Origin of the sequence: Niallia laureatilytica (assembly GCF_046613985.1) — a bacterium.
Taxonomy (GTDB): domain Bacteria; phylum Bacillota; class Bacilli; order Bacillales; family Cytobacillaceae; genus Niallia.
The window spans coordinates 414,860-436,242 of sequence record NZ_JBKKHP010000001.1 but is presented as its reverse complement, the minus strand read 5'-3'; the positions used below and the strand labels follow the sequence as shown (position 1 = coordinate 436,242).

The window sequence follows — 21,383 nt, the reverse complement described above, 5'->3', positions numbered from 1 at the left end:
AAAAGGATGTCCATTAATCTATCTAAAGGACAAAGAATCGACTTAACAAAAACAAACCCGGGCTTAACTAGAGCGGTAATCGGATTAGGCTGGGATACGAACCGCTATGACGGCGGAGTTGATTTTGACTTAGATGCATCTGCTTTTTTGGCAGATGCAAACGGCAAGGTAGTAAATGATGTGGACTTCATTTTCTATAATAACCTTGCACATCCGAGCGGTGGTGTCGAGCATACAGGCGACAACCGGACAGGCGCAGGAGACGGAGATGATGAGCAAATTGTCATCGATTTTTCTAAGATGCCTGCACATGTAGAAAAAGTAGGCATTGCTGTAACAATTCATGATGCCGATTCAAGAAACCAAAATTTCGGCCAAGTTTCCAATGCATTTGTCAGAGTCGTTAATGAAGAAACAAATGTGGAAATTCTTCGCTTTGACTTGGGAGAGGATTTCTCTGTGGAAACAGCAGTCGTTATTTGTGAATTGTACAAACATAATGGTGACTGGAAGTTTAATGCTATCGGAAGCGGCTTCTCAGGCGGACTTGCTGCATTATGCCGCAACTATGGACTCGACGTTTAAAGAAAAGTTATGGTAAGTTAATAACGACAAGTTAGCCTTTCAGAATAGAAGCCTTCATTGGTTCTGTTTGAAAGGTTTTTTTGAAGGTATTTCCAATATCCTTTACTGCTCTCTTACGATTTAATATATGCTATAATCTAGTAGATTATTAATTTAGGAATCTGCTTGAACCTCAAACATAATGTATAGACATCGCAAGAAAGATGGGGAGAAAAGGATGAAGCATATAAGAAGATTTATGCCGTTTTTTATGATTGGCATAGTCTCCTTCCTTATGGGGAATTCTCAACAAGACATAGATGGCATATTTCTAAAGGATTTTCCAGTTCAGTCCATTATTAAGGGAGAGCTGACTCAATCTGAACAAACGAACCTGCAAAATATTATTTTGCTGCCAAAACCAGCCTTTGACCAGAAAGAAGCAGCAGCAATTGCGAAACGTATAAATAGACTGCCGCAGTCACTTCTGCAGAAAATCGAGAAAAAAGGCATAAAAGTGAAGCTGTTTACGGGGAAGCTGACAGATAATCCAACGGCACAACAGTTTGCCGGAATTGTACCAAGAGGCTATCGGTCCGAAAAAACGTGGGATGATGTCCCAGGTATCGGCGGCGGCCAAACAGTGCTTGTAAAAATTGGAGCGAGCCCAAAGGGCAGCGGGCATGGCTCCGTTAATTTGGAGTTTCATGAGCTTGCCCATTCCATTGACTATAAGGTTTTGAATTATTATAGTAAAACGGAAGCTTTTACCGCTGCTTGGAATAAGGAGAAAGCAACGCTGTTTCCGTACAGCCAATATTTTTTGAACTATCCAGAGGAATATTTTGCCGAAACCTTTGCCATGTATTATTTGGGCGGTTCAACGAAGGAAACATTAAAGGAGCTGGCACCTTTAACTTACAAACAGATTGCCAGCATTAACTAAGAAATTTTAGCAGGAAAAGGATGTTGAATAAATGAAGCAATATTTAGATCTATGCAGGCATGTCTTGACGACGGGAACAAAGAAAGAGGACCGCACGGGAACTGGCACAGTCAGTACATTTGGATATCAAATGCGTTTCGATTTGGCAGAAGGATTTCCGCTGATTACGACAAAGAAGCTCCACTTGCGTTCGATTATTCATGAGCTGTTGTGGTTCTTAAATGGAGATACGAATATTAAATATTTACAGGACAATAATGTGCGAATTTGGAATGAGTGGGCAGATGAGGACGGAAATCTTGGCCCTGTGTATGGACATCAGTGGAGATCATGGACCGCACGCGACGGCAGCACAATAGATCAGATAGCTGAATTAATTCACACAATTAAGAACAATCCTGATTCTCGCAGGATGATAGTCAGTGCATGGAATGTCGGGGACATACCTGATATGGCATTGCCGCCATGTCATTGTCTGTTTCAATTTTATGTAGCTGACGGAAAGCTTTCATGTCAGCTGTATCAGCGTTCTGCTGACGTCTTTTTAGGGGTGCCGTTTAATATTGCGTCCTATGCACTTTTGACTTATATGATTGCCCAAGTATGTGACCTTGAGGTTGGAGAGTTTATTCATACGTTCGGTGATGTTCATATTTACAATAATCATATCGAGCAAGTCGAGCTTCAGCTTACTAGAGAACCAAAGCCGCTGCCGCAGCTTGTGATGAATAAAGATGTGAAAGATATATTCTCATTCAAATATGAAGATTTTGAAATAGTTAACTATGAAGCACATCCTCATATTAAAGGAGTGGTAAGTGTATGATTTCCATGATCGTAGCGATGGATGACAAGCAGGCAATAGGGTTTAATAACCAATTGCCTTGGCATCTGCCGGAAGATTTAAAGTACTTCAAGAAAGTAACAACAGGACATCCTATAGTCATGGGTAGAAAAACGCGGGATTCTATCGGGCGGAATCTGCCTAATCGCGAAAACGTTATACTGACAAGAGACAGGCACTATTCTTGTGAAGGCTGTACCGTTCTGTATTCCATTGCTGAATTCAATAGTTGGCAGGCAACGAAGGATGAGGAAATCTTTATTATTGGCGGCTCAGAAATATTTAAAGAAACGCTTGAAATTACAGACAGAATGTACATAACGGAAATCAGTGGTGAATTTGAGGCAGATACTTATTTCCCCGAAATTGACTGGAATGAATGGCGTGTTATCAGTGAAGAAAAAGGGATTAGAAATGAACAGAATGATTATGATTACCGCTTCCTTGTATATGAACGAAAAAGCTAAGAAAAAAACCAAATCAGCTGCTGATTTGGTTTTTTTATACATAAAATAAGATACAAAAATACATGAATGAGCTTCCAGCTAAGACGAAAACATGCCAGATCGCATGGAAGTAAGGTGTCTTTTGCAGTACATAAAAGATGCTGCCGATTGTGTAAAGGATACCGCCAATTACGAGCAGCACCGCACCTTGTGTTCCGATAGCCTGAAATAAAGGAACTATCGCTGAAACAATCAGCCAGCCCATAATAACATACAAGATGGTCGACGCGACAATAAACTTTTTCACAAAGTAACATTTAAAGACAATTCCGGCAACAGCAAGTCCCCAAACAATTCCGAACAATGTCCAGCCAAGGGGTCCTCTAATAGCTACAAGCAAAAAGGGTGTGTATGTCCCTGCGATGAGCAAATAGATGGCAGAATGGTCCAGGATTTCAAAAAAATCCTTCAGTTTTTCATATGTTGTGCTGTGAAGAAGAGTCGAGCATAGATACAGGAGCAGCATGGTCGTACCGAAAATCGAAAAGCTGACAATCCTCCACGGATTTTCTGTTTCAGCTGCATTAACAATTAAAAAAACAAGCGCTGGAATACTTAATAGTAAGCCGATTCCATGGGTGATGCTGTTAGCAATTTCTTCTTTTACAGAGAATTTCATTCGATCCCTCCTTCTTGTTTATTTTACTGGATTGAAGCAATTAAAACAAATGAAGCAATAAAATGGAAACTAAAAGCTTACTTGACTCGTACATAAAGAAGAGAAAAGGAGGGGAAATACTTTGCTGCATTTATATATTCTGTTTTTCCTAATACTCTCTGGTACTGTCGTCAGGTATTTTATCATCGGACAGATTGATGTGACAACGATTATGATAGCATCGCTCTCCTTAGTTGCTGCTGTTGTGCTGTATATCGTTGCGAACATTCTTTCCAAAAAGGAACAGGCTTATATACCGGCTAACACAGAGAACTGGTCTATTTATGTGCTGCAAAAATTTCTGCACACACCAAAACCTCTATTTAAAGGAAAAGAGCAAAAGGGTGTCTATCAGCGCCTATTTACAAAGCGCTGGCACAGAGTAGTAGACAGCTGTATAGAAGGAAAAGCGCCATGGTATTTATCCTTTAGACTTTCGATTGGTGACAATGTGTATAGCGTAGAATGGGAGCGGGAGAAATTACTGGCAAACAATGAAAGCTGGCTTATTTATAAAAATGGAGAATTGTTCGGAAAAGCAGCGACTGTTTTTAACTTGAAAAATGCTGTTCATCTGAAGGAATCCATGAGAGGAACGTTAGGTGAGGAAGGATTCACCATCACTTCAAGAACAATCAATGGAGAAGCTAAAATGATGTGTGACAATAAAGTTGTCGGCAGCATCAAAAGAAACAATCTAGTCAGTGGTGTTCATACAATAACGGTTAATGACGATCAGGATGTCTATATTTTAGCATTATTGCTATTTGACATGTATTTTAAATCATAAAAATTTTCTGATTCCAACGATTGATTTGTAGAGAAAAAACAAAAAATTTAGAATTATTATGATGGATTTCCTTCTCTGACATGTTATAATGTACAAATTAAAAGCTGTGAAATGAGGGTGTGGATATGGAACAAAATGTAATGAAAAAAACGGTGCAGTTGGAGGATATTCTGATTGCGTACCAGCGAATTAAAGACATAGTGGCCCATACTCCTTTACAAAAAAATCATAGATTGTCAGAAAAATATGATTGTAATATCTATCTGAAAAGAGAAGACTTACAACATGTGCGTTCCTTTAAATTAAGAGGGGCCTTTTATTCTATGGTCATGCAGGAAAAAGAAAAGATGAAAAATGGAGTAGTCTGTGCGAGTGCTGGCAACCATGCACAAGGAGTGGCATATGCCTGCAGATATTTAGGTGTGCACGGGAAAATCTTTATGCCTGCAACAACACCGAAACAAAAAGTAACGCAGGTGAAGATGTTCGGGAAAAGTAATGTAGAGGTCGTTCTTGTAGGTGATACGTTTGATGACTCCTATGAAGAAGCAGTCGCATGTGCAACACAGGAAGAAAGAGCGTTCATCCATCCGTTCAATGATGAGCATGTCATTGCAGGTCAAGGAACGGTAGGCATTGAAATCATGAATGACATCGAGGAGCCTGTCGATTATGTGTTTGCAAGCATCGGCGGTGGCGGGCTGATGGCAGGGTTAAGCACTTATATTAAAGGTGTTTCACCTGGGACAAAAATGATCGGTGTCGAACCTGCCGGAGCACCTTCGATGAAAGAATCGGTTCTGCAGCGCAAAGTTATTACACTAGATAAGATTAATAAGTTTGTTGACGGTGCTGCTGTTAAGCGTGTTGGGGAGAAAAGCTATGATGTATGTAAACAGCTGCTCGAGGATATCCTGCTCGTTCCGGAAGGAAAGGTATGTACTTCGATTCTTTCTCTTTATAATGAGCACGCAATCGTAGCAGAGCCAGCCGGAGCGCTTCCTGTCGCAGCGTTGGACTTATATAAGGACAAGATTAAAGGCAAGAATGTTGTTGTTGTTATAAGCGGCGGAAATAATGATATTGACAGAATGCAGGACATTAAGGAAAGATCATTATTATATGAAGGGCTGTTGTACCATTTCATCGTTAACTTCCCGCAAAGAGCAGGAGCACTTAGGGAATTTCTTGATGAGGTTCTCGGTCCTGATGATGATATAACAAGATTTGAATATATCAAAAAGAACAATAAAGAAAATGGTCCAGCATTAGTCGGCTTGGAGCTGAAGCACAGAGAAGACTATAAAGGACTTATTGAAAGAATGGATCTGAAAGGCTTTCCGTATACAGAGCTGAATAAGGATTCAAACCTGTTTAACTTGCTTGTATAAAGGCGTTAACAGTTTTTAGAGAAACCCCTGATTCCATTAGGGGTTTTTTATATAGTTGTAGACGGTGTTTTATTGCCAGATTGCCAGTTTAGGATTCTGCTTGCCATTTATAGGACTAATGATGTATAATTTTAGTTTAAGAAAACGCTTTACAAAAGGCAAGATTTTTACTAAGGGAAGTGTGAAATGAAAAAGATTAAAATTGTTACAGACTCAACGGCAGATTTGGCATCAGAATTAATTGAAAAATATGACATTGAAGTAATCCCGTTATCAATATCAATAAACGGAGAAACCTTTTTAGATAGAGTAGATATAAACCCAGCAGAATTTATTCAAAAAATGAAGGAAGCAGAAAATCTTCCGAAAACATCCCAACCTCCAGTGGGAGTTTTTCTTGAAACGTATAATAAATTGGCAGACGAAGGATATACGGTTATTTCCATCCATATGACTGGAGGAATGAGCGGAACAGTTGACTCTGCAAGAAGCGCTGCAGCACTAACAGAGGCAGATGTTACCGTAATTGATTCTGAGTATATTTCTAAAGCCTTATCCTTCCAAGTTATTGAGGCTGCTATAATGGCACAAAACGGTGTCGATAAAGAGGACATATTAGCAAAAATTCAGCATGTCAAAAAGCATACTAAATTATTTGTTGTCGTCGATACCCTTGAAAACCTAATTAAAGGTGGAAGGATTGGTAAAGGAAAAGCCTTTATAGGTTCACTCTTAAACATTAAGCCGATTGCCTCCTTGGAAGACGGAGTATACACACCCGTTACAAAAGTGCGAAGCAGAGCACAGGCAGTAAAGTTCTTAGCAAATGCGTTCGCGGAGGAATGCTTTGGGAAAACGATTAAAAGAGTAGGCATAACTCATGCCGACAGCCTTGATTATGCGAAAATGCTTTCAGATGCAATCGAAAAAGTTTCAGGGTTTAATAAAATAGAAATTGATTTCACAACACCTGTTATTAGCACACACACAGGTCAAGGAGCTTTAGGTTTTAGCTATTATGCGGAATAGCTTTTTTTAGAGATTGATATTAATCAATCTCTTTTTTTTGTACACAGCTTTAGGTCATAGGAAATAACCTATTAACATATAGTGTAAAGGGGATCTTTTTTTAAGGGGGAGAGAATAATGGCATATTATGGTTCAAAAGGCTGGTATGTTGCCCGATTAAAAGAGTTAGGGTTGAACCGGCATCCACAAGAACAAAGAAAATTAGAGTTATATAAAGTCTATATATTAAGAAATTTATATGAGGAGCAACTCGCTAAAATGAAAGGGGACAATTAAACGTCTCCTTCTTTCATAAAAAAAGTTAGCGGAATAAGAGGAATTTCGTTTAATTCTGTCGAATTCTTTTAGTTATATTTCTAGAAAAAGGAATTAAAAGGATTTGGTGGGTAACATGATGAAAAAAGTGAAGCAATTTCCTCTTTTAAATAAAATTCAATTATTCTCTTTTTGTATGCCTTTTTTCCTGTTAATTGCTGCAATAATATCCATCTATGTCATCACTTCTCATGAGTGGAAGAAAGCTGTCTCTGAACACACGGACAGTCTGTTAAACTTTGCAGCGCACCATTTAACGGATGGGGAGTTTTACGCCAGCGGCTCTATGAGTGATGATGATAAGGAACACCTCTTATCGAGCTATACATTCCAACAAGAAAAAGTGCTTCAAACATATATTTGTATATATGACGAAGCTTCCTCCTGCAAGGAATGGTCAGTCCTTCAACAAGATGGAGCCTATTTCACATCAAGCAGTGCAGCGTTAACGAGCAAAATTCCTCTAATAAAAATTCCGGATTACAGCGGCTTCCGCAAGGAGAATGGCAGCCATATTTATACTGCATTCATACCTATAACAGACGAGCGCATGAATGTTATCGGCGCGATAGGAATGGATATTTCAGCAGATAGTTTGTTTAGCAGCATTCACAAGCTGTCATTGTGGCTTGTGGTTCTATTCTTGTTTTTGGCTGCACTTCTGTTTGTCTATACGAAAAGAGCAATCAGCAAGCTTCTATTGCCTTTAAAAGAGGTAATATGGGGACTTAAGGAGATTAGCAGCGGCAATTTGGAAGTGGAGCTAAACAGCCATCATGCATCCGATATAAGGGCAATCAGCGACAGTCTTAACGAAATGGTTAGAAAGCTTGCTATGCTTTTTACAAGACTTTCTAAAACCTCGAAAGAATTAGGGACATTGTCTCGGGATATTGAGCTGAATTCAGTAGAAGAAGCTTTAAACGAGATGGACAATATTATGAACTACACGAAAATCCACCGGGAGCTGCAGCGTGCGGAAAAAATGAATGCGATTGGCCAATTAGCAGCCTCTGTTGCCCATGAAATAAGAAATCCAATGACTGTTGTTAAAGGTTTCCTGCAGATATTTCTTGCTAAAGAACATATTAGTGAAGAGGAACGAATGTACATAAAGCTTATGATTGAAGAAATGAACAGAGCAGAGACAATTATTAATGATTACTTATCTTTAGCGAAGCCTGGAATTGAACAAAGTGAAAAAGTCGATGGAGAAGATTTAATCATGAAGGTAATTGACTTAATGCATTCTTATGCATTGATGTCGAAAAGCATTACTTTTGAACGTGACATCCAGCAGGTTTATATACGCGCAAACAGCAGTGAATTGAAGCAAGTGCTGATCAATATTCTTAAAAATGGAATAGAATCCATGCTTAACGGAGGTGTGTTAAGCGTGTGTTTATACAAAAAAGCTGGTTTTGGGGTTTTTGAAATTAAGGACACGGGTATTGGAATGACAGAAGAGGAATTAGGCAGACTAGGAACAGCTTTTTATTCCTTAAAAGAAAAGGGTACTGGCATGGGATTGATGGTCAGCTATCAAATGATTGAACAAATGAAAGGCAAGATTGAAGTCGAAAGTGAAAAAGGCAAGGGTACAACTTTTAAGGTTTATATCCCACTATATAGTTAAGTGCTTGTTTTCAAATGCCTATTCAATCATACATACTAAATGTTTTAGCTATTTTTTACCTATCATTCATTCTGTAAAACAATATATGGCCTAATGAATAGGTCTTTTTTCAATAAAGGCAAAAAGTATTTGCATAGTTTTGGCCTAATGGTAGAAGGATAAAAATGTAAAAACCATTCTTTTATCCATATGTTATAATGATTAAAAATGCAATAAAGGTAGGTGTTAGCCAATGAGACCATTTACCTTACTGATTTCAATTATAACGCTTTTTTTGCTTACTTCTTGTACAACCAACACTTCCTTTCATAGGAATGATTCGAAAGAAACGGTTGTAGCCATGAAGCAGGAAGTCCCAGAAAGCTTTATATCGGAGGACTTGAATGTTGTCGCAGCCGGTGATTCCTTGACACAGGGTGTTGGTGACAGTACTGGCAAAGGCGGCTATGTCCCTTATCTGCAGCAACTATTTAAGCAGGAAGAGGGAGTAGGGAACGTCACTATCAGCAACTTTGGTGTTAAAGGCAATCGGACAGACCAGCTGCTCAAAAAAATTAAATCTGATGAAGTCAAGAATTCCATCAGAGATGCAGATATGGTTGTTTTAACAATAGGCGGCAATGATATTATGAAAGTTGTTCGCGATCATATCTCAAATTTGCAGCTCGATGATTTTACAGGGCAAATGAAGACATTTGAGACGAATCTTTATAATATACTGAAGGAAATTCGCAAAGATAATCAAGAAGCTGCGATAGTCCTCGTTGGTGTATATAATCCCTTTACAAAATGGTTTTCTGACGTGGATGAAATGAATGATATTGTGACAGAATGGAATATGTCGGGAGAAAATATTCTTACTCTATATAACAATACTTATTTTGTGCCCATTGAACACATTTTTGCTGATTCATCTGAAAACCTTCTTTATACAGACTATTTTCATCCGAACGATAAAGGCTATAAATTGATTGCTGACGAAATTTATCAGACAGTAAAAGAAGAGGCGATTGGGGAAATATTAGCATTGAAGCGCTTGAATAGAGAAAACAGAGGAGAATGAGTTTGTTTAAGAAAAAATGGAAAACAGCTTTTTTAATATTAGCAACCATCAATATAATTATCCTGTTAGTCCTTGTCACCCTTGTGTTTTTACCTGCTGACAAATCGGCAGACAGGGTGGATTCACAGAACGAAGATGTTATTCCGTTTCAAGTGACAACAAATAAAGAAGACTTAACTTTGCTTATCAACAATTATTTGGAAAAAGAAGGCTTAAATGGGCCTGTTCATTATGAAGTAAATCTTAATGACGAAGTAGAGCTTTTTGGCTATTTGCCGATCTTTAGCAGTGATATAGAAATGAAGCTTACATTTGAACCAATTCCATTGGACAATGGGGACCTTACATTAAGACAGAAATCGATCAGTATCGGACAGCTGTCTCTTCCCGTTTCCTATGTAATGAAATTTATTGAGAATCAGTATAAGCTTCCATCATGGGTTAATATTAATCCAGATGATGAGACTATTGATGTGCATCTTACTAATATGAAAATCGGCGACGGTATGGCGGCGGAAGTAGAGGAATTTGATTTGGAAAACAATCGAATTCGCTTCAACTTGCTCTTGCCAACGGAATAATCAATTGTAAAAAGGCAGAATGGATATTCTGCCTTTTTTATATAGATATAAGCAAGATATCTGTGGGAGCTTCCTCTGAGGAACCTTCAAGAATCAAAGCAGAATACGCTTTGTTTTCCTTTAATGTTAAAGGAGGAAGAGTTGCAATTTGTCTATTTGTGTCTGCATCTCGCGCTTCTAAATAGACAGTCATCGGGTATAGCCCTAAGTAAGAAGTAGATGCCTTCAAGTGTAAACCAGGAAAAACAACATCTCCTTTTTGGACAGCAATATTTAATGCTGGCAATTTTGGATGAAGATGAATGAAACGCAGTTTTGTTTCAGCTGCATGCACAAAAGGATCTTCCCGGTAGGAGTAAAGCTTTAAATATTGATTGGCAGATTCTAAAAAGGTAATAGTATGATAGATGTTACTTTCTACAAGGATTTTTTGGCTGCAGAGCGAATCAACCATCTTCCCTGTTTCATAAATGTCTATTTGATAGCGGCCTACTGGCAGGGTCATATCATTTGTAGTGCTTTTAAAGGGTACCTCTTTAAATATTTTTACTCCATTGATGAAAATATCAACAGCTGGCTTTTGAACAGATGCATGGATAAAGCGGATTTTGCCGTATTCTGCTTGCCTTTCCGTATCTGCTGTTATGTTTTGCGGGAGTGCCATTTTCAGGCTTTGAAGATGTTTTTGGTAATAGTAAATATGAAGTTCTGGATTTGTATACTTATAATAATCGCTTAACAGATTGTACATGCCCGCTTCATGAATGGGAAAGCTGTCTCCTTGTTTATTCATAGTATCACTCCTATTTGCTCAATTTGCTTCATCTTATGCAAAGCGAATGATACAGTGCCTATCTAAAAAATAATCTTCTAATCGGAAATTATATGTACAAAAAGAAAAAAATGGTATATACTATAACTAATTATAACGGAAAGGGTGATGTACGATGAAAAAGTTAATCTGTGTAAATAAGGCAATTGCATATATCGTACAGCCCTACGCTTACTTTATGAAGTAAGTGAATTAGATTCTGCATTTGAATGCATGTGAAAACCATGGGCTGTACGTGCTTATGGTTTTTTATTATGCATAAAAATGGAGGATTAAAATGGATTTAAATAAAATCGGGTTCAATGAAGAGCTAAAAAGCGCATTAGCGCACTTAAATAAAGAGGGTATTATTGCAGGTCGGGTTGCATTAGAGCATAAGAGGATTTACCGGATTTTTACGGAATTCGGCGAGCTATTGTGTGAGGTGTCAGGAAAACTTTCCTTTGAAGCTGTCGGAAGAGAGGACTATCCTGCAGTAGGAGATTGGGTCGCTGTGCTGCCGCGGCTTAATGAAGGAAAAGGCACAATAATGGCAGTTCTTCCGAGAAAAAGTAAATTTTCAAGAAAAACAGCTGGCCAGACTACAGAAGAGCAAATCGTAGCAGCAAATGTGGATACGATATTCTTAGTTAATTCTCTGAATGAGGATTTAAACTTGCGCAGAATCGAAAGATATTTGACACTGACATGGGAAAGCGGCGCTAATCCAGTGATTCTCCTTACTAAATCAGAGCTTTCTAACAATGTAGAGGATTCAGTCGCTTTAGTTGAAGCAGTCGCATTCGGTGTGCCGGTAATCGCGGTAAGTGTCCATGAGAATCGGGGGCTTGATCTTTTGAACGACTACTTGCAGCCGCAAAAAACAATTGCCCTCTTAGGATCTTCCGGTGTAGGCAAATCTACATTAACGAACTATTTATTAGGTTATGAGAAGCAAGCGGTGCAAACAATTAGGGAAGACGATGACAAAGGCCGTCATACGACAACTTACCGGGAGATGCTCGTGCTGCCTAATGGCTGTGTTTTGATTGATACACCAGGGATGAGAGAATTGCAGCTGTGGAACAGCAGTGCCGGTATCTTAGAGAGTTTCACTGATATCGAGGAATTGGCTGAAAATTGCCGGTTTAGAGACTGCGGTCATATGGGGGAAGCTAATTGTGCTGTCAAACAGGCAATAGAGGACGGAGAGCTGGAGTCAGGCCGCCTGAACAGCTATTTCAAAATGAAGCGAGAACTTGCTTACCTTGACAGAAAGCAGAATAAAAAAGCTCAGTCAGATGAGAAGAAGAAATGGAAGAGTATCAAAAAAACGATAAAAGCAAAGCGAAAATAATAATGAGAATGGGGAGTGCAGGCATGCACTCCTTTTTATTATTCAGCAAGCCTCTTTTTTGCTTTCTCAGGCGATTTTGTTTAAGCTAATAAAAGAAGTGTTGTTACACTCCCTATAGGGAAAAGATAGTATACATACTAAATGGAATAGAGGTGTATCGTATGGAAAAACAATATGAAAAAGCAACATTTGCCGGCGGCTGTTTCTGGTGTATGGTGAAGCCGTTTGATCAGGAGCCTGGAATTATTTCTGTTGTTTCCGGCTATACGGGCGGCCATAAGGAAAATCCTACTTATAAGGAAGTCTGCTCTGAAACGACAGGTCATTATGAGGCAGTCCAGATTACATTCGATCCCGAATTGTTCCCTTACGAAAAACTGCTTGATATATATTGGCAGCAGATTGACCCGACAGACCCAGGCGGCCAGTTTTTTGATCGAGGACAATCCTACCAAACAGCTATTTTTTATCATAATCAAGAACAGAAACGACTTGCTGAACTTTCAAAGAAAGCATTAGGAGAAAGCGGCAAATTTAACAAGCCGATTGCAACGAAGATACTTCCGGCATCTGTATTTTATGACGCAGAGGATTATCACCAAGATTACTACAAAAAAAATTCGCTGCATTATAACGCCTATCATGTAGGCTCAGGAAGAGCTGCTTTTATTAAAAACAACTGGGGGGAAAAGCATGAATAAAAAAGAATTAAAAGACAAACTGACACCAATTCAATATGAAGTAACTCAAAACAATGGAACAGAGCCTCCTTTCCATAATGAATATTGGAACGAATTTGCTGATGGTATTTATGTCGACATCATTTCTGGCAAGCCTTTGTTCAGTTCAAATGACAAATATGATGCAGGCTGCGGCTGGCCGAGTTTTACTAAGCCTATTAGTGAGGAAGATCTTGTAGAAAAAACAGATACTAGTCACTTTATGGTTAGGACAGAGGTTAGGACGAAAGAATCTGATTCCCATCTTGGCCATGTATTCAATGATGGCCCTGATCCAACAGGCTTAAGATACTGCATGAACTCAGCCTCTCTTCGTTTCATCAGAAAGGAAGATCTGGAGCAAGAAGGCTACGGCAAATACAAAGTGTTGTTTGATTGAAGATTAATCAATACAAAGAAAAGGGCAATCCGTTTTAGAGGATTGCCTTTTTTATGTTAACTATTTGTCTTGAACAATCACAGACGAAATCTGCACTCTGTGATACCCTGAAGTGTTATGGGAGGAAGCTTTACCTGCTGAGCGAAAGATTACCTTATGTGTTTCATCTGGAAGTCCGCCGGCAATAAACTCAGACCTTGGTTTTTCAAATGGCCACCATGTCGAAATACTTGTTACAAATTCATCGTCGATATAGACATCAACTAAGCCGCCCAGCGGACCTCTTATTACATTTGCGCCAAGATAGGTGCCCTTAAAGGTAAAGCCAAGTTCGGCACCCTTATCATCAGTAGTATAATATCCTTGCTTTTTCACATAAGAGCTGTCTTTAAATGTATAATCGTTGTTTGTTACCATATTGATTGCTTTAGCCGCATAGTCATTCAAGGGCAGTTCTGTACTCTTTTCCTTGTTCTGTATCTGTTTGTTGAAATGCTTGTAAATATATTCAGCATAAAGCTGATAGCCATTATCATTTGGATGAACCAAATCCTTCGTTAATTCTTCTGCTCTTTTTCCTGATTCACGAAATGGAATTCTCATGTCAAGATTTGTTGCCTGGTATTCCCCAGACACTTTAGAGATGACGTCTGCAAAATTTTCATTATCTAAACTGCTTTCTGTAAGGGTAATGATTTCAGCTGCAGGATATTTTTCTTTTACTTGGAGAAGAAGCTGGCTGTATAAATAATAAAAAACGTCATTATTCATGTATTTACGGTCATTTTCTCCAAAGACGATAAAGATTAGATCAATATTTTGGATACTGGAATTCTTGAATTTATATAAGCCTTCAAAAGCTGTGGCTCCACTTTGAACAATCATGTTCCGTTTTAATGGAGAACCATAATTGTCATATAATTTATCTTCAAGCAAATAAAACCATTTAGTCTGATCCTTGCTCGCACCAGAACCTCTTCCGATACTGTCTCCGATTACAAGATAGGATACTGGTTCACTTGCCTTTATTTTGTCGTAGACGTTTTTAGTACTGGAGCTTGTTTTGCCGGGATGATAGAGGCAATACAGCAAAAATAAGGCTATCCCAAATACACTGGTAATTACTAGAATAAAAGTTTTGTTTTTCATAGAAGTTACTGTATTTCCCCGCTTTCTTAAATATCGCCATGCTATATTATATCCTGCCTTTTCTGAATTAAACATAATAGGAACCAAGAGGAGCGTTAAATAGGCATAGATTGGAAGTCTTATAAAAAGTGAATAATGCTTGCACCATTATTTCTTGTTATGTATAGTATACGGTATATTATTTCGGATAAGGAAGAGGAACGATGACTAAATCTTTTTATCATTTTTTAATGAAATTCCGCCATCCCCAGCCAAAAGATAACATAAGTCACTTTGCCAATCATGCTTATTTAGATCACAGCTTCCCAAAAAACAGCTTTGATTATGATGAAATAAGCAATTATTTAGAGCTAAATGGTCATTATTTGGATAGTATGAGAATCTTTGATGAAGCTTGGGAAACGTATCTGTTTCAAGAAGAAAAGGAAATCCGTTATTAGCATTTTGCATTTTTTGCGAAATGCTTTTTTATTTGCCCATTTTTTAATGAAACCCGTGTTTTGGTTAAAGTGTATTCTAAAATAGTTTGTCAGCTACATATATTGGATTAACAAAACGTCCATTCCCTGTATAATGGCTGATTTAGAAAAAAACGAAATGAAATAGAACATGAGTATTGGCGATTAGCAAGGATGATGCATATATTATCTCAGATAAGAAAAACAGCGAACAAAAAAAGGATGAAGATGAGATGTGGATTTATGAAAGGGTAGTTTCTTATTAAAATCCCCCACTTTAGTTGTTAAGTCTTTAAGCATGACTGTGGGGGCAAGGGTGCTGCTTTTTGCGGACCGAATATCGCACAATCTGTTTAGAGAGGACTTTTTACTATGGGAAACCGAAAAAAACCGAAGTTTAAAATTGGCGATACTGTTGTCATCACTATCTATGGAACCGTTGGCAAAATCACAGACGTGAAGTGGCTTGATGACATGCATGTCTACGAAGTGAATAAAAGTGAAGGATTATATTTGGAATCCAGTCTGCAGATGCTGTCAGAATTCGAAGGAGAGCTGATGGATACGGAAAAAATAGACATTGAATATCGCTATTTTATAGGTGACCTTGTCAAAGTAAAAGGCTATGGATCCAATCTTTTTAAAATCATGGGTTTCCGCACAGAAATTTGGCGTTACAAATCAGATGCATGGGAAGATATCATTTATGAACTGTCAAGAGTTAGTGATGGAGAATGGCTTGAGGCAGGGGAAGAAGAACTCACTTTAGTGGCAGATGCAGAAAATGCTGACAGCTTTATTCAAAAGCTGGGTCTCTTATATATAATGGATAAGAAAAAGAAACCGGTAAACTTGCAAAAAACTAACAGCTCTTACCGTAAGTCGGAAAAAGAGCTGCTTGAAAGCACGAAGGAAAAGCAAGAATTGATTGATGGTTTGCTTGATATATATAATGACTATCAATTATTGTATGAGATGTTCGAAGATTTAGAGTATGAGCATGCAATGAGACTGACCATTAGAAAGCTAAAACAGTTAAGCAGCAAGGATGATAAGCAAAAGCTCTAAGCTTGTCCTACACTAGATTAGAGAATAAGGTATAGGAAGTAAGGAATACAGCCGAACAATACTAATGAAAACAATGCTTTGAGTCCTTTGTCAAATATTCCTAAAATACTGCTGTTATCTTCATTCACATCTTCTTTAAAAGCTTCGACTAAATGCTGGAACTTATTCACAGTATTTTCCCCCATTATTCACGATATTTTAGGTTTTGCAGTGTCAATAGTAATAAATATGAACCTGGCCCTCTAAACATGTCTCTTTTTTCTTGAAAAATATTTTAATTTATCCGATAATTTGTACAAAAGCTTTGCATGTTTTACCTTATGTCACATATATTCTTACAAAAGGGGGCGATATGCTTGAAAGAGATTGACGTAATAATAGATACGGAGGAAATTGCTGAGTTTTTCTTTCGTGAGCTATTAAAAAGGGGATACGTTCCCACAGAAGATGAAATGGAAGAATTAGCTGACATAACTTTTGAATATCTTCTTGAGAAATGCATTATTGATGAGGAATTGGATGAATAGTGAATGTAAGTTTGGAAAAAACAGTTTAATATAAAAGCAGGTTATTTCGTTCATATGGCAGGAGAATGCTCTTGCCATTTTTTATTGTTTTTTTTTTAGTTTAATTGAAACTTTTATAACATCCCTTCCGTAAATGATTACAACAAAATCATTTTGCAAATAGCGGGAGGAAAAAATTATTATGTCTATATTTAAAAAAGCCTTGGCAAGTGTAGGCGTTGGCGCAGCAAAACTTGATACGGTGCTGAAAAAATCCGATTATTTACCAGGTGAACAGATAGAGGGAGAAATAAATATTACAGGAGGCAATGTTGCTCAAAATATTGACGCCATATATGTCAGACTGTATACACAATACGAAATAGAAAGAGACGACAAAAAGGAATCACAAACGGCCTTGATTGGAGAATTCCTTGCTGCAGGAGCCTTTACTATTGAGGCAAAAGAGAAAAAGGTTATCCCATTTTCGAGTGTGCTTCCATATGATATTCCCTTTACGATAGGCAGAACAAAAGTATGGATCTCAACAGGCCTTGATATTAAACAAGCTATTGACCCGAATGATGTGGACCATATTAATATCGTTCCATCTCCATTCACTAGAGGAGTGTTCCACGCTTTTGAGGAGCTGGGTTTTCATATGAAAAGCGGCGGCTGTAAAGAGGCAGGCCGGGCACATCGAATGCGACTTCCATTCGTGCAGGAGTTTGAATTCGTTCCGGTCTCCGGTTCTTTTAGGGGTAAGCTGGATGAGGTTGAATTAGTCATTCTAACAGCTACAGAAAATGAGCTCGATGTTATGCTTCAGATTGACAGAAAACAAAGGGGGCTGTCTGGATTATTCGCAGAGGCTCTTGATATGGATGAAAGCTATGTCTCCTTGCGTATTCATAAGCAGGAGCTGGCAGACTTAAAGGGGAATCTCTATCATTTAATCAACAAATATGCAGGTTAAAAAAGCAGGTGTGACTGTTTTTGGTCACACCTGCTTTTTTTAGTTCTTTCTTTCTCTAGCAGACATTTCTTTGCCATGTGCTTCGTGTTCAGCAATAATGGCTTCTTTCGGTATATGATTATTTTTTTTAGGAGAGTTAATTCGATTGCGATGCTTTTTTCCCATAATAATATCTCCTTCAACATTTAAATTTTAAAAGTTACTTGTGTGTATTAGCATGTTTTCCTAACCCAAAGGAAAAGCTAAAATTAGTATTGCCGATTAAAGTTTTGTTATCCTGCTATTAATTGTATTTATCCCAAATCTAGAATATGATATAGTACAAATAGTGAATGTTTAGGATATGGAAATGATTCCTAATATATTTTTTTATTGAAATGTTCTTATCAATGGAGGTACTTAAAAATGAGTGTACATATTGGCGCAAAAGAAAACGAAATTGCAGAAACGGTACTCCTTCCTGGAGATCCTTTGAGAGCAAAGTATATCGCGGAGAATTTTTTGGAGAATGCGGTATGCTATAACGAAGTGAGAAATATGTTTGGATATACAGGTACATATAAAGGAAAAAGAATTTCTGTTCAAGGAACAGGCATGGGAGCTCCTTCAATCGCAATTTACGTGAATGAATTAATGACAAGCTATAACGTTCAAAATCTAATCAGAGTCGGAACTTGCGGTGCTATCCAGCAGGATGTTAAAGTTCGCGATGTCATTTTAGCAATGAGCGCTTCAACTGACTCGCAAATGAACCGCATTACTTTCGGTGGCGTAGACTATGCACCGACAGCAAACTTTGATCTGCTTAAAAAGGCATATGATGCAGGCATTGAAAAGGGCCTTTCTCTTAAAGTCGGGAATGTATTTACGGCAGATATGTTCTATAACGATAATTCTGAGCTGGAAAAATGGGCTAAATACCAAATTCTAGCGATTGAAATGGAATCAGCAGCACTTTATACATTAGCAGCTAAATTTAACCGCAAAGCGTTGTCTGTATTAACTGTAAGTGACCATGTTTTAACAGGAGAGGAAACGACAGCTTCAGAAAGACAGACAACTTTCAATGAAATGATTGAGGTGTCACTCGAAGCTGCAATTAAAGAATAAGCGTACTTTTGTACAAGTGTAATATGGGGTGGAGAATGAAAAAACTAGCGCTGCTGCTGTTGCTTACTGCCCTTTTGACAGGGTGCAGTAAACTGGATGGCATTACAGAACACATTCCCTTTTTAAATAAGGATAAGGCTTCAGAAGAAACAACGGGGAATGGAGATAAAGACACAGAGCAATCAAATGAAGAAGGAACTGCAGACAGCACACAGGAAAATGACTCAGAAAGCGAAGGTTCTGAGGAGGAAATCCCTTGGACTCTTGAAGCAGCATTTTTCAATGACATTAAAGTGGTGGACGGCCGGAACATTATTCAAAATCCGACGAATACTGTCTCTCTTGTCAACAAGGATTTCGGTTTACCTGATGGTTATGCACCGGAAGATATGGTAAGGCCAGATGTGCTGTTTTCCTTTGGAGATCAAGACATCGAAAAAAGCTATTTGAGAAAAGAAGCAGCATCTGCCTTGGAAGAAATGTTCAATGCTGCAAAAAAAGACGGTGTCATCCTGTATGCAGTGTCAGGTTACCGATCCTACGACCGTCAGTCCGTTCTGTTTAAGGCAGAAGTTGATAAGGTCGGAGAGAAAAAAGCAGAAGAAGCAGTCGCATATCCAGGAAACAGTGAGCATCAGACAGGGCTTGCAATGGATATCTCTGCTGAAAGTGCCGATTTCCTGCTCACCGAAGAGTTTGAAGACACGAAAGAAGGAAAATGGCTCCATGATAAAGCCCATCTTTACGGGTTTATTCTTCGCTATCCGAAAGGAAAAGAGGATATCACCAAATATAAATTTGAGCCATGGCATTACCGGTATGTCGGCAAAAAATCAGCAAAAGATATCTTTGAAAACAATTGGACATTAGAGGAATATTTTGAACAAGTTAGAAAAATCTAAAGAAAAGATATTTTGTTCAAAATTTATTCATAATTATGTCATAAATTAACCCAATTTTTTTGATACTGTTGATTATAAAAGGCATGTATCGCGGTGCCAAAAGGGCAAATGAAAGTGGTGAATTATTTGGAGAATGAAAAGAACATAAATGAGGAAAACGAAGCGGGAGATAAAGATCACAGTTTTATCCGCATAAAGAAATTTCACTTTGTCATGCTTATTTTCTTTACGGTTATATTAGCTGCAGGGATTACAACCGTTGCACTCGCGTTTGGCGAAGAGCCAGCTGTTACTGTTGGTACAGACAGAAGCGAATTTTCTAAGCTTTACTCTGCGTACGATACGATAAAGGATAAATTTTATCAAGATGTCGACACAGAAGACTTGGTGAATGGAGCCATTGACGGCATGTTCACAGCATTAGATGATCCTTATTCTGATTATATGAACCAGGAGGAGGCATCTAGCTTTAATGAAAGTATTTCTTCTTCATTTGAAGGAATTGGAGCCGAAATACAAGAAAAGGATGACAGCATTATTGTTGTGTCTCCAATAAAAGGGTCTCCTGCAGAAAAAGCCGGAGTGAAACCGAATGACAATATTTTGACTGTAGATGGCAAAAGCCTGCAAGGCATGAGCTCATCTGAAGCTGTCACACTTATAAGAGGCAAAAAAGGGACAACTGTAAGCCTTGAAATAGAGAGAGCTGGCAGTGAAGATACGTTAAAAATTGATATTGTCAGGGACACCATTCCAATTGAGACGGTTTATGGAGAACTTCGTGATGACGGAATAGCTGAAATTCAAATCACAAGCTTCTCGTCAGACACAGCCCAAGAACTTGTTGATAAACTGAATGAGTTCAAAGAGAAAGGCATGAAGGGGATTGTTCTTGATTTAAGACAAAATCCAGGCGGATTGCTGACACAAGTTCAAGAAATAGCCAACCTGTTTATTCCTGAAGGAGAGCTTATTTTCCAAGTGGAGCATAAAAATGGTAAAATTGAACAAGTTGCTTCAGAAAACACGAATGCAAACAAGCTGCCATTAGTAGTATTGATTGATGAGGGAAGCGCCAGCGCTTCTGAAATCCTTGCTGCTGCTGTAAATCAGTCTGCAGACGTTCCGTTAGTCGGAGTGAAGTCTTTCGGTAAGGGTACTGTTCAAAGTGCTATTGAATTATCAGATGGAAGCAATATTAAATTCACCACTGATAAATGGTTGACACCAGATGGCAGCTGGATTCATGAAAAAGGAATTGAACCGACCTATAAAGTAGAACTTCCAAGCTATGCAAAATTGACGATTATTAATCCAGATACGAAGTTAAAACTGGATTCGAATTCCAATGAAGTGAAAACTGCACAGGAAATGCTGAATGCACTTGGCTATAAAGTTGAAAATGCGAACGGCTATTTCGATGAAAGTACAGAGGAAGCAGTGAAGGAATTCCAAGAAAAAGAAAAATTAAAGGTAGATGGCGTCATTACTGGAGATACAACGCTTAAGCTCATGGAAAAGTTAAGTGAAAAAATCCAAAAGAATGATACGCAAATGAAAAAAGCAATCGAAATACTAAATAAAGAACTGAAAAAGTAATATGG

26 protein-coding genes are annotated in these 21,383 nt (G+C 38.2%); 21 read left to right on the top strand and 5 right to left on the bottom strand.

The features are described from left to right. The first annotated feature begins 6 nt into the window (after positions 1–6). The 4 genes from ACLIJJ_RS02220 (at position 7) to ACLIJJ_RS02205 (ending at position 2,821) form a co-directional block, all read left to right on the top strand. A complete protein-coding gene (locus ACLIJJ_RS02220; RefSeq protein ID WP_233313461.1) occupies positions 7–585 on the top strand; it encodes a TerD family protein in 579 nt (192 codons plus the stop codon). A 217-nt stretch (positions 586–802) separates the two neighbouring features. Further along, positions 803–1,510 carry an anthrax toxin lethal factor-related metalloendopeptidase gene (locus ACLIJJ_RS02215; RefSeq protein WP_233313462.1) on the top strand — a complete coding sequence of 236 codons (708 nt, stop codon included), beginning with the start codon at positions 803–805 and terminating at the stop codon, positions 1,508–1,510. Between the two features lie 31 nt (positions 1,511–1,541). Further along, on the top strand, positions 1,542–2,336 hold the full coding sequence (locus ACLIJJ_RS02210; RefSeq protein WP_233313463.1) for a thymidylate synthase: 795 nt from the start codon (positions 1,542–1,544) through the stop codon (positions 2,334–2,336). Next, positions 2,333–2,821, top strand: a complete 489-nt coding sequence (locus ACLIJJ_RS02205) for a dihydrofolate reductase (RefSeq protein WP_237941621.1) — start codon at positions 2,333–2,335, stop codon at positions 2,819–2,821. Before ACLIJJ_RS02210 ends, ACLIJJ_RS02205 begins: the two co-directional genes overlap by 4 nt. A gap of 34 nt (positions 2,822–2,855) precedes the next feature. On the opposite strand, the gene trhA is transcribed toward ACLIJJ_RS02205, so the two are convergent. Then, complete coding sequence (trhA, locus tag ACLIJJ_RS02200) at positions 2,856–3,479, bottom strand: PAQR family membrane homeostasis protein TrhA (RefSeq protein ID WP_233313465.1); 624 nt, start codon at positions 3,477–3,479, stop codon at positions 2,856–2,858. Positions 3,480–3,600: 121 nt separating this feature from the next. Between trhA and ACLIJJ_RS02195 the strand changes: the two genes are divergently transcribed. The 7 genes from ACLIJJ_RS02195 (at position 3,601) to ACLIJJ_RS02165 (ending at position 10,323) form a co-directional block, all read left to right on the top strand. Further along, positions 3,601–4,308: a tubby C-terminal domain-like protein gene (locus tag ACLIJJ_RS02195; protein WP_251645403.1), complete on the top strand. Its 708-nt coding sequence runs from the start codon at positions 3,601–3,603 to the stop codon at positions 4,306–4,308. 125 nt (positions 4,309–4,433) lie between these two features. Further along, positions 4,434–5,699 carry a threonine ammonia-lyase IlvA gene (gene ilvA, locus ACLIJJ_RS02190; protein ID WP_233313467.1) on the top strand — a complete coding sequence of 422 codons (1,266 nt, stop codon included), beginning with the start codon at positions 4,434–4,436 and terminating at the stop codon, positions 5,697–5,699. Between the two features lie 186 nt (positions 5,700–5,885). Then, positions 5,886–6,728: a DegV family protein gene (locus ACLIJJ_RS02185; RefSeq protein WP_411410502.1), complete on the top strand. Its 843-nt coding sequence runs from the start codon at positions 5,886–5,888 to the stop codon at positions 6,726–6,728. 117 nt (positions 6,729–6,845) lie between these two features. Then, positions 6,846–7,004, top strand: a complete 159-nt coding sequence (locus tag ACLIJJ_RS02180) for a YflJ family protein (RefSeq protein ID WP_233313469.1) — start codon at positions 6,846–6,848, stop codon at positions 7,002–7,004. A 115-nt stretch (positions 7,005–7,119) separates the two neighbouring features. After that, positions 7,120–8,679 carry an ATP-binding protein gene (locus tag ACLIJJ_RS02175; RefSeq protein ID WP_411410501.1) on the top strand — a complete coding sequence of 520 codons (1,560 nt, stop codon included), beginning with the start codon at positions 7,120–7,122 and terminating at the stop codon, positions 8,677–8,679. Between the two features lie 232 nt (positions 8,680–8,911). After that, positions 8,912–9,742: an SGNH/GDSL hydrolase family protein gene (locus ACLIJJ_RS02170; RefSeq protein WP_411410500.1), complete on the top strand. Its 831-nt coding sequence runs from the start codon at positions 8,912–8,914 to the stop codon at positions 9,740–9,742. A 2-nt stretch (positions 9,743–9,744) separates the two neighbouring features. Further along, entirely contained in the window at positions 9,745–10,323 is a 579-nt protein-coding gene (locus tag ACLIJJ_RS02165; RefSeq protein ID WP_233313472.1) for a YpmS family protein, read from the top strand. Between the two features lie 37 nt (positions 10,324–10,360). On the opposite strand, the gene ACLIJJ_RS02160 is transcribed toward ACLIJJ_RS02165, so the two are convergent. After that, on the bottom strand, positions 10,361–11,116 hold the full coding sequence (locus ACLIJJ_RS02160; RefSeq protein WP_233313473.1) for a DUF4397 domain-containing protein: 756 nt from the start codon (positions 11,114–11,116) through the stop codon (positions 10,361–10,363). 316 nt (positions 11,117–11,432) lie between these two features. On the opposite strand from ACLIJJ_RS02160, the gene rsgA reads away from it, so the two are divergent. From rsgA to msrB, 3 genes are all read left to right on the top strand, one after another. Continuing rightward, entirely contained in the window at positions 11,433–12,491 is a 1,059-nt protein-coding gene (gene rsgA, locus ACLIJJ_RS02155) for a ribosome small subunit-dependent GTPase A (RefSeq protein ID WP_237941618.1), read from the top strand. Between the two features lie 161 nt (positions 12,492–12,652). Further along, positions 12,653–13,192, top strand: coding sequence for a peptide-methionine (S)-S-oxide reductase MsrA (gene msrA, locus ACLIJJ_RS02150; RefSeq protein WP_233313475.1), 540 nt, complete (start codon positions 12,653–12,655; stop codon positions 13,190–13,192). Continuing rightward, entirely contained in the window at positions 13,185–13,610 is a 426-nt protein-coding gene (gene msrB / locus ACLIJJ_RS02145; RefSeq protein WP_233313476.1) for a peptide-methionine (R)-S-oxide reductase MsrB, read from the top strand. Before msrA ends, msrB begins: the two co-directional genes overlap by 8 nt. A 60-nt stretch (positions 13,611–13,670) precedes the next feature. Here msrB and ACLIJJ_RS02140 read toward each other — a convergent pair whose 3' ends face one another. Then, positions 13,671–14,759, bottom strand: a complete 1,089-nt coding sequence (locus tag ACLIJJ_RS02140; protein WP_411410499.1) for an SGNH/GDSL hydrolase family protein — start codon at positions 14,757–14,759, stop codon at positions 13,671–13,673. Positions 14,760–14,962: 203 nt separating this feature from the next. On the opposite strand from ACLIJJ_RS02140, the gene ACLIJJ_RS02135 reads away from it, so the two are divergent. Next, a complete protein-coding gene (locus tag ACLIJJ_RS02135; protein ID WP_237941616.1) occupies positions 14,963–15,199 on the top strand; it encodes a YozE family protein in 237 nt (78 codons plus the stop codon). Positions 15,200–15,589: 390 nt separating this feature from the next. Beyond that, positions 15,590–16,285: a hypothetical protein gene (locus tag ACLIJJ_RS02130; RefSeq protein ID WP_233313479.1), complete on the top strand. Its 696-nt coding sequence runs from the start codon at positions 15,590–15,592 to the stop codon at positions 16,283–16,285. Positions 16,286–16,302: 17 nt separating this feature from the next. On the opposite strand, the gene ACLIJJ_RS02125 is transcribed toward ACLIJJ_RS02130, so the two are convergent. After that, positions 16,303–16,455 carry a hypothetical protein gene (locus ACLIJJ_RS02125; protein ID WP_233313480.1) on the bottom strand — a complete coding sequence of 51 codons (153 nt, stop codon included), beginning with the start codon at positions 16,453–16,455 and terminating at the stop codon, positions 16,303–16,305. A 186-nt stretch (positions 16,456–16,641) separates the two neighbouring features. Between ACLIJJ_RS02125 and ACLIJJ_RS02120 the strand changes: the two genes are divergently transcribed. Together ACLIJJ_RS02120 and ACLIJJ_RS02115 are read left to right on the top strand one after the other, a co-directional pair. Beyond that, positions 16,642–16,812 carry a YozD family protein gene (locus tag ACLIJJ_RS02120; protein WP_233313481.1) on the top strand — a complete coding sequence of 57 codons (171 nt, stop codon included), beginning with the start codon at positions 16,642–16,644 and terminating at the stop codon, positions 16,810–16,812. A gap of 181 nt (positions 16,813–16,993) precedes the next feature. Next, on the top strand, positions 16,994–17,767 hold the full coding sequence (locus ACLIJJ_RS02115) for a sporulation protein (RefSeq protein WP_233313482.1): 774 nt from the start codon (positions 16,994–16,996) through the stop codon (positions 17,765–17,767). Positions 17,768–17,806: 39 nt separating this feature from the next. On the opposite strand, the gene ACLIJJ_RS02110 is transcribed toward ACLIJJ_RS02115, so the two are convergent. Then, positions 17,807–17,932, bottom strand: a complete 126-nt coding sequence (locus ACLIJJ_RS02110; RefSeq protein WP_282581397.1) for a hypothetical protein — start codon at positions 17,930–17,932, stop codon at positions 17,807–17,809. Between the two features lie 240 nt (positions 17,933–18,172). Between ACLIJJ_RS02110 and deoD the strand changes: the two genes are divergently transcribed. From deoD to ACLIJJ_RS02095, 3 genes are all read left to right on the top strand, one after another. Further along, positions 18,173–18,877, top strand: a complete 705-nt coding sequence (deoD, locus tag ACLIJJ_RS02105; RefSeq protein WP_233313483.1) for a purine-nucleoside phosphorylase — start codon at positions 18,173–18,175, stop codon at positions 18,875–18,877. 35 nt (positions 18,878–18,912) lie between these two features. Beyond that, complete coding sequence (locus ACLIJJ_RS02100) at positions 18,913–19,779, top strand: M15 family metallopeptidase (RefSeq protein ID WP_233313484.1); 867 nt, start codon at positions 18,913–18,915, stop codon at positions 19,777–19,779. 108 nt (positions 19,780–19,887) lie between these two features. Beyond that, positions 19,888–21,378, top strand: coding sequence for a lmo1851 family serine protease (locus ACLIJJ_RS02095; protein ID WP_282581396.1), 1,491 nt, complete (start codon positions 19,888–19,890; stop codon positions 21,376–21,378). Positions 21,379–21,383: the final 5 nt, after the last annotated feature.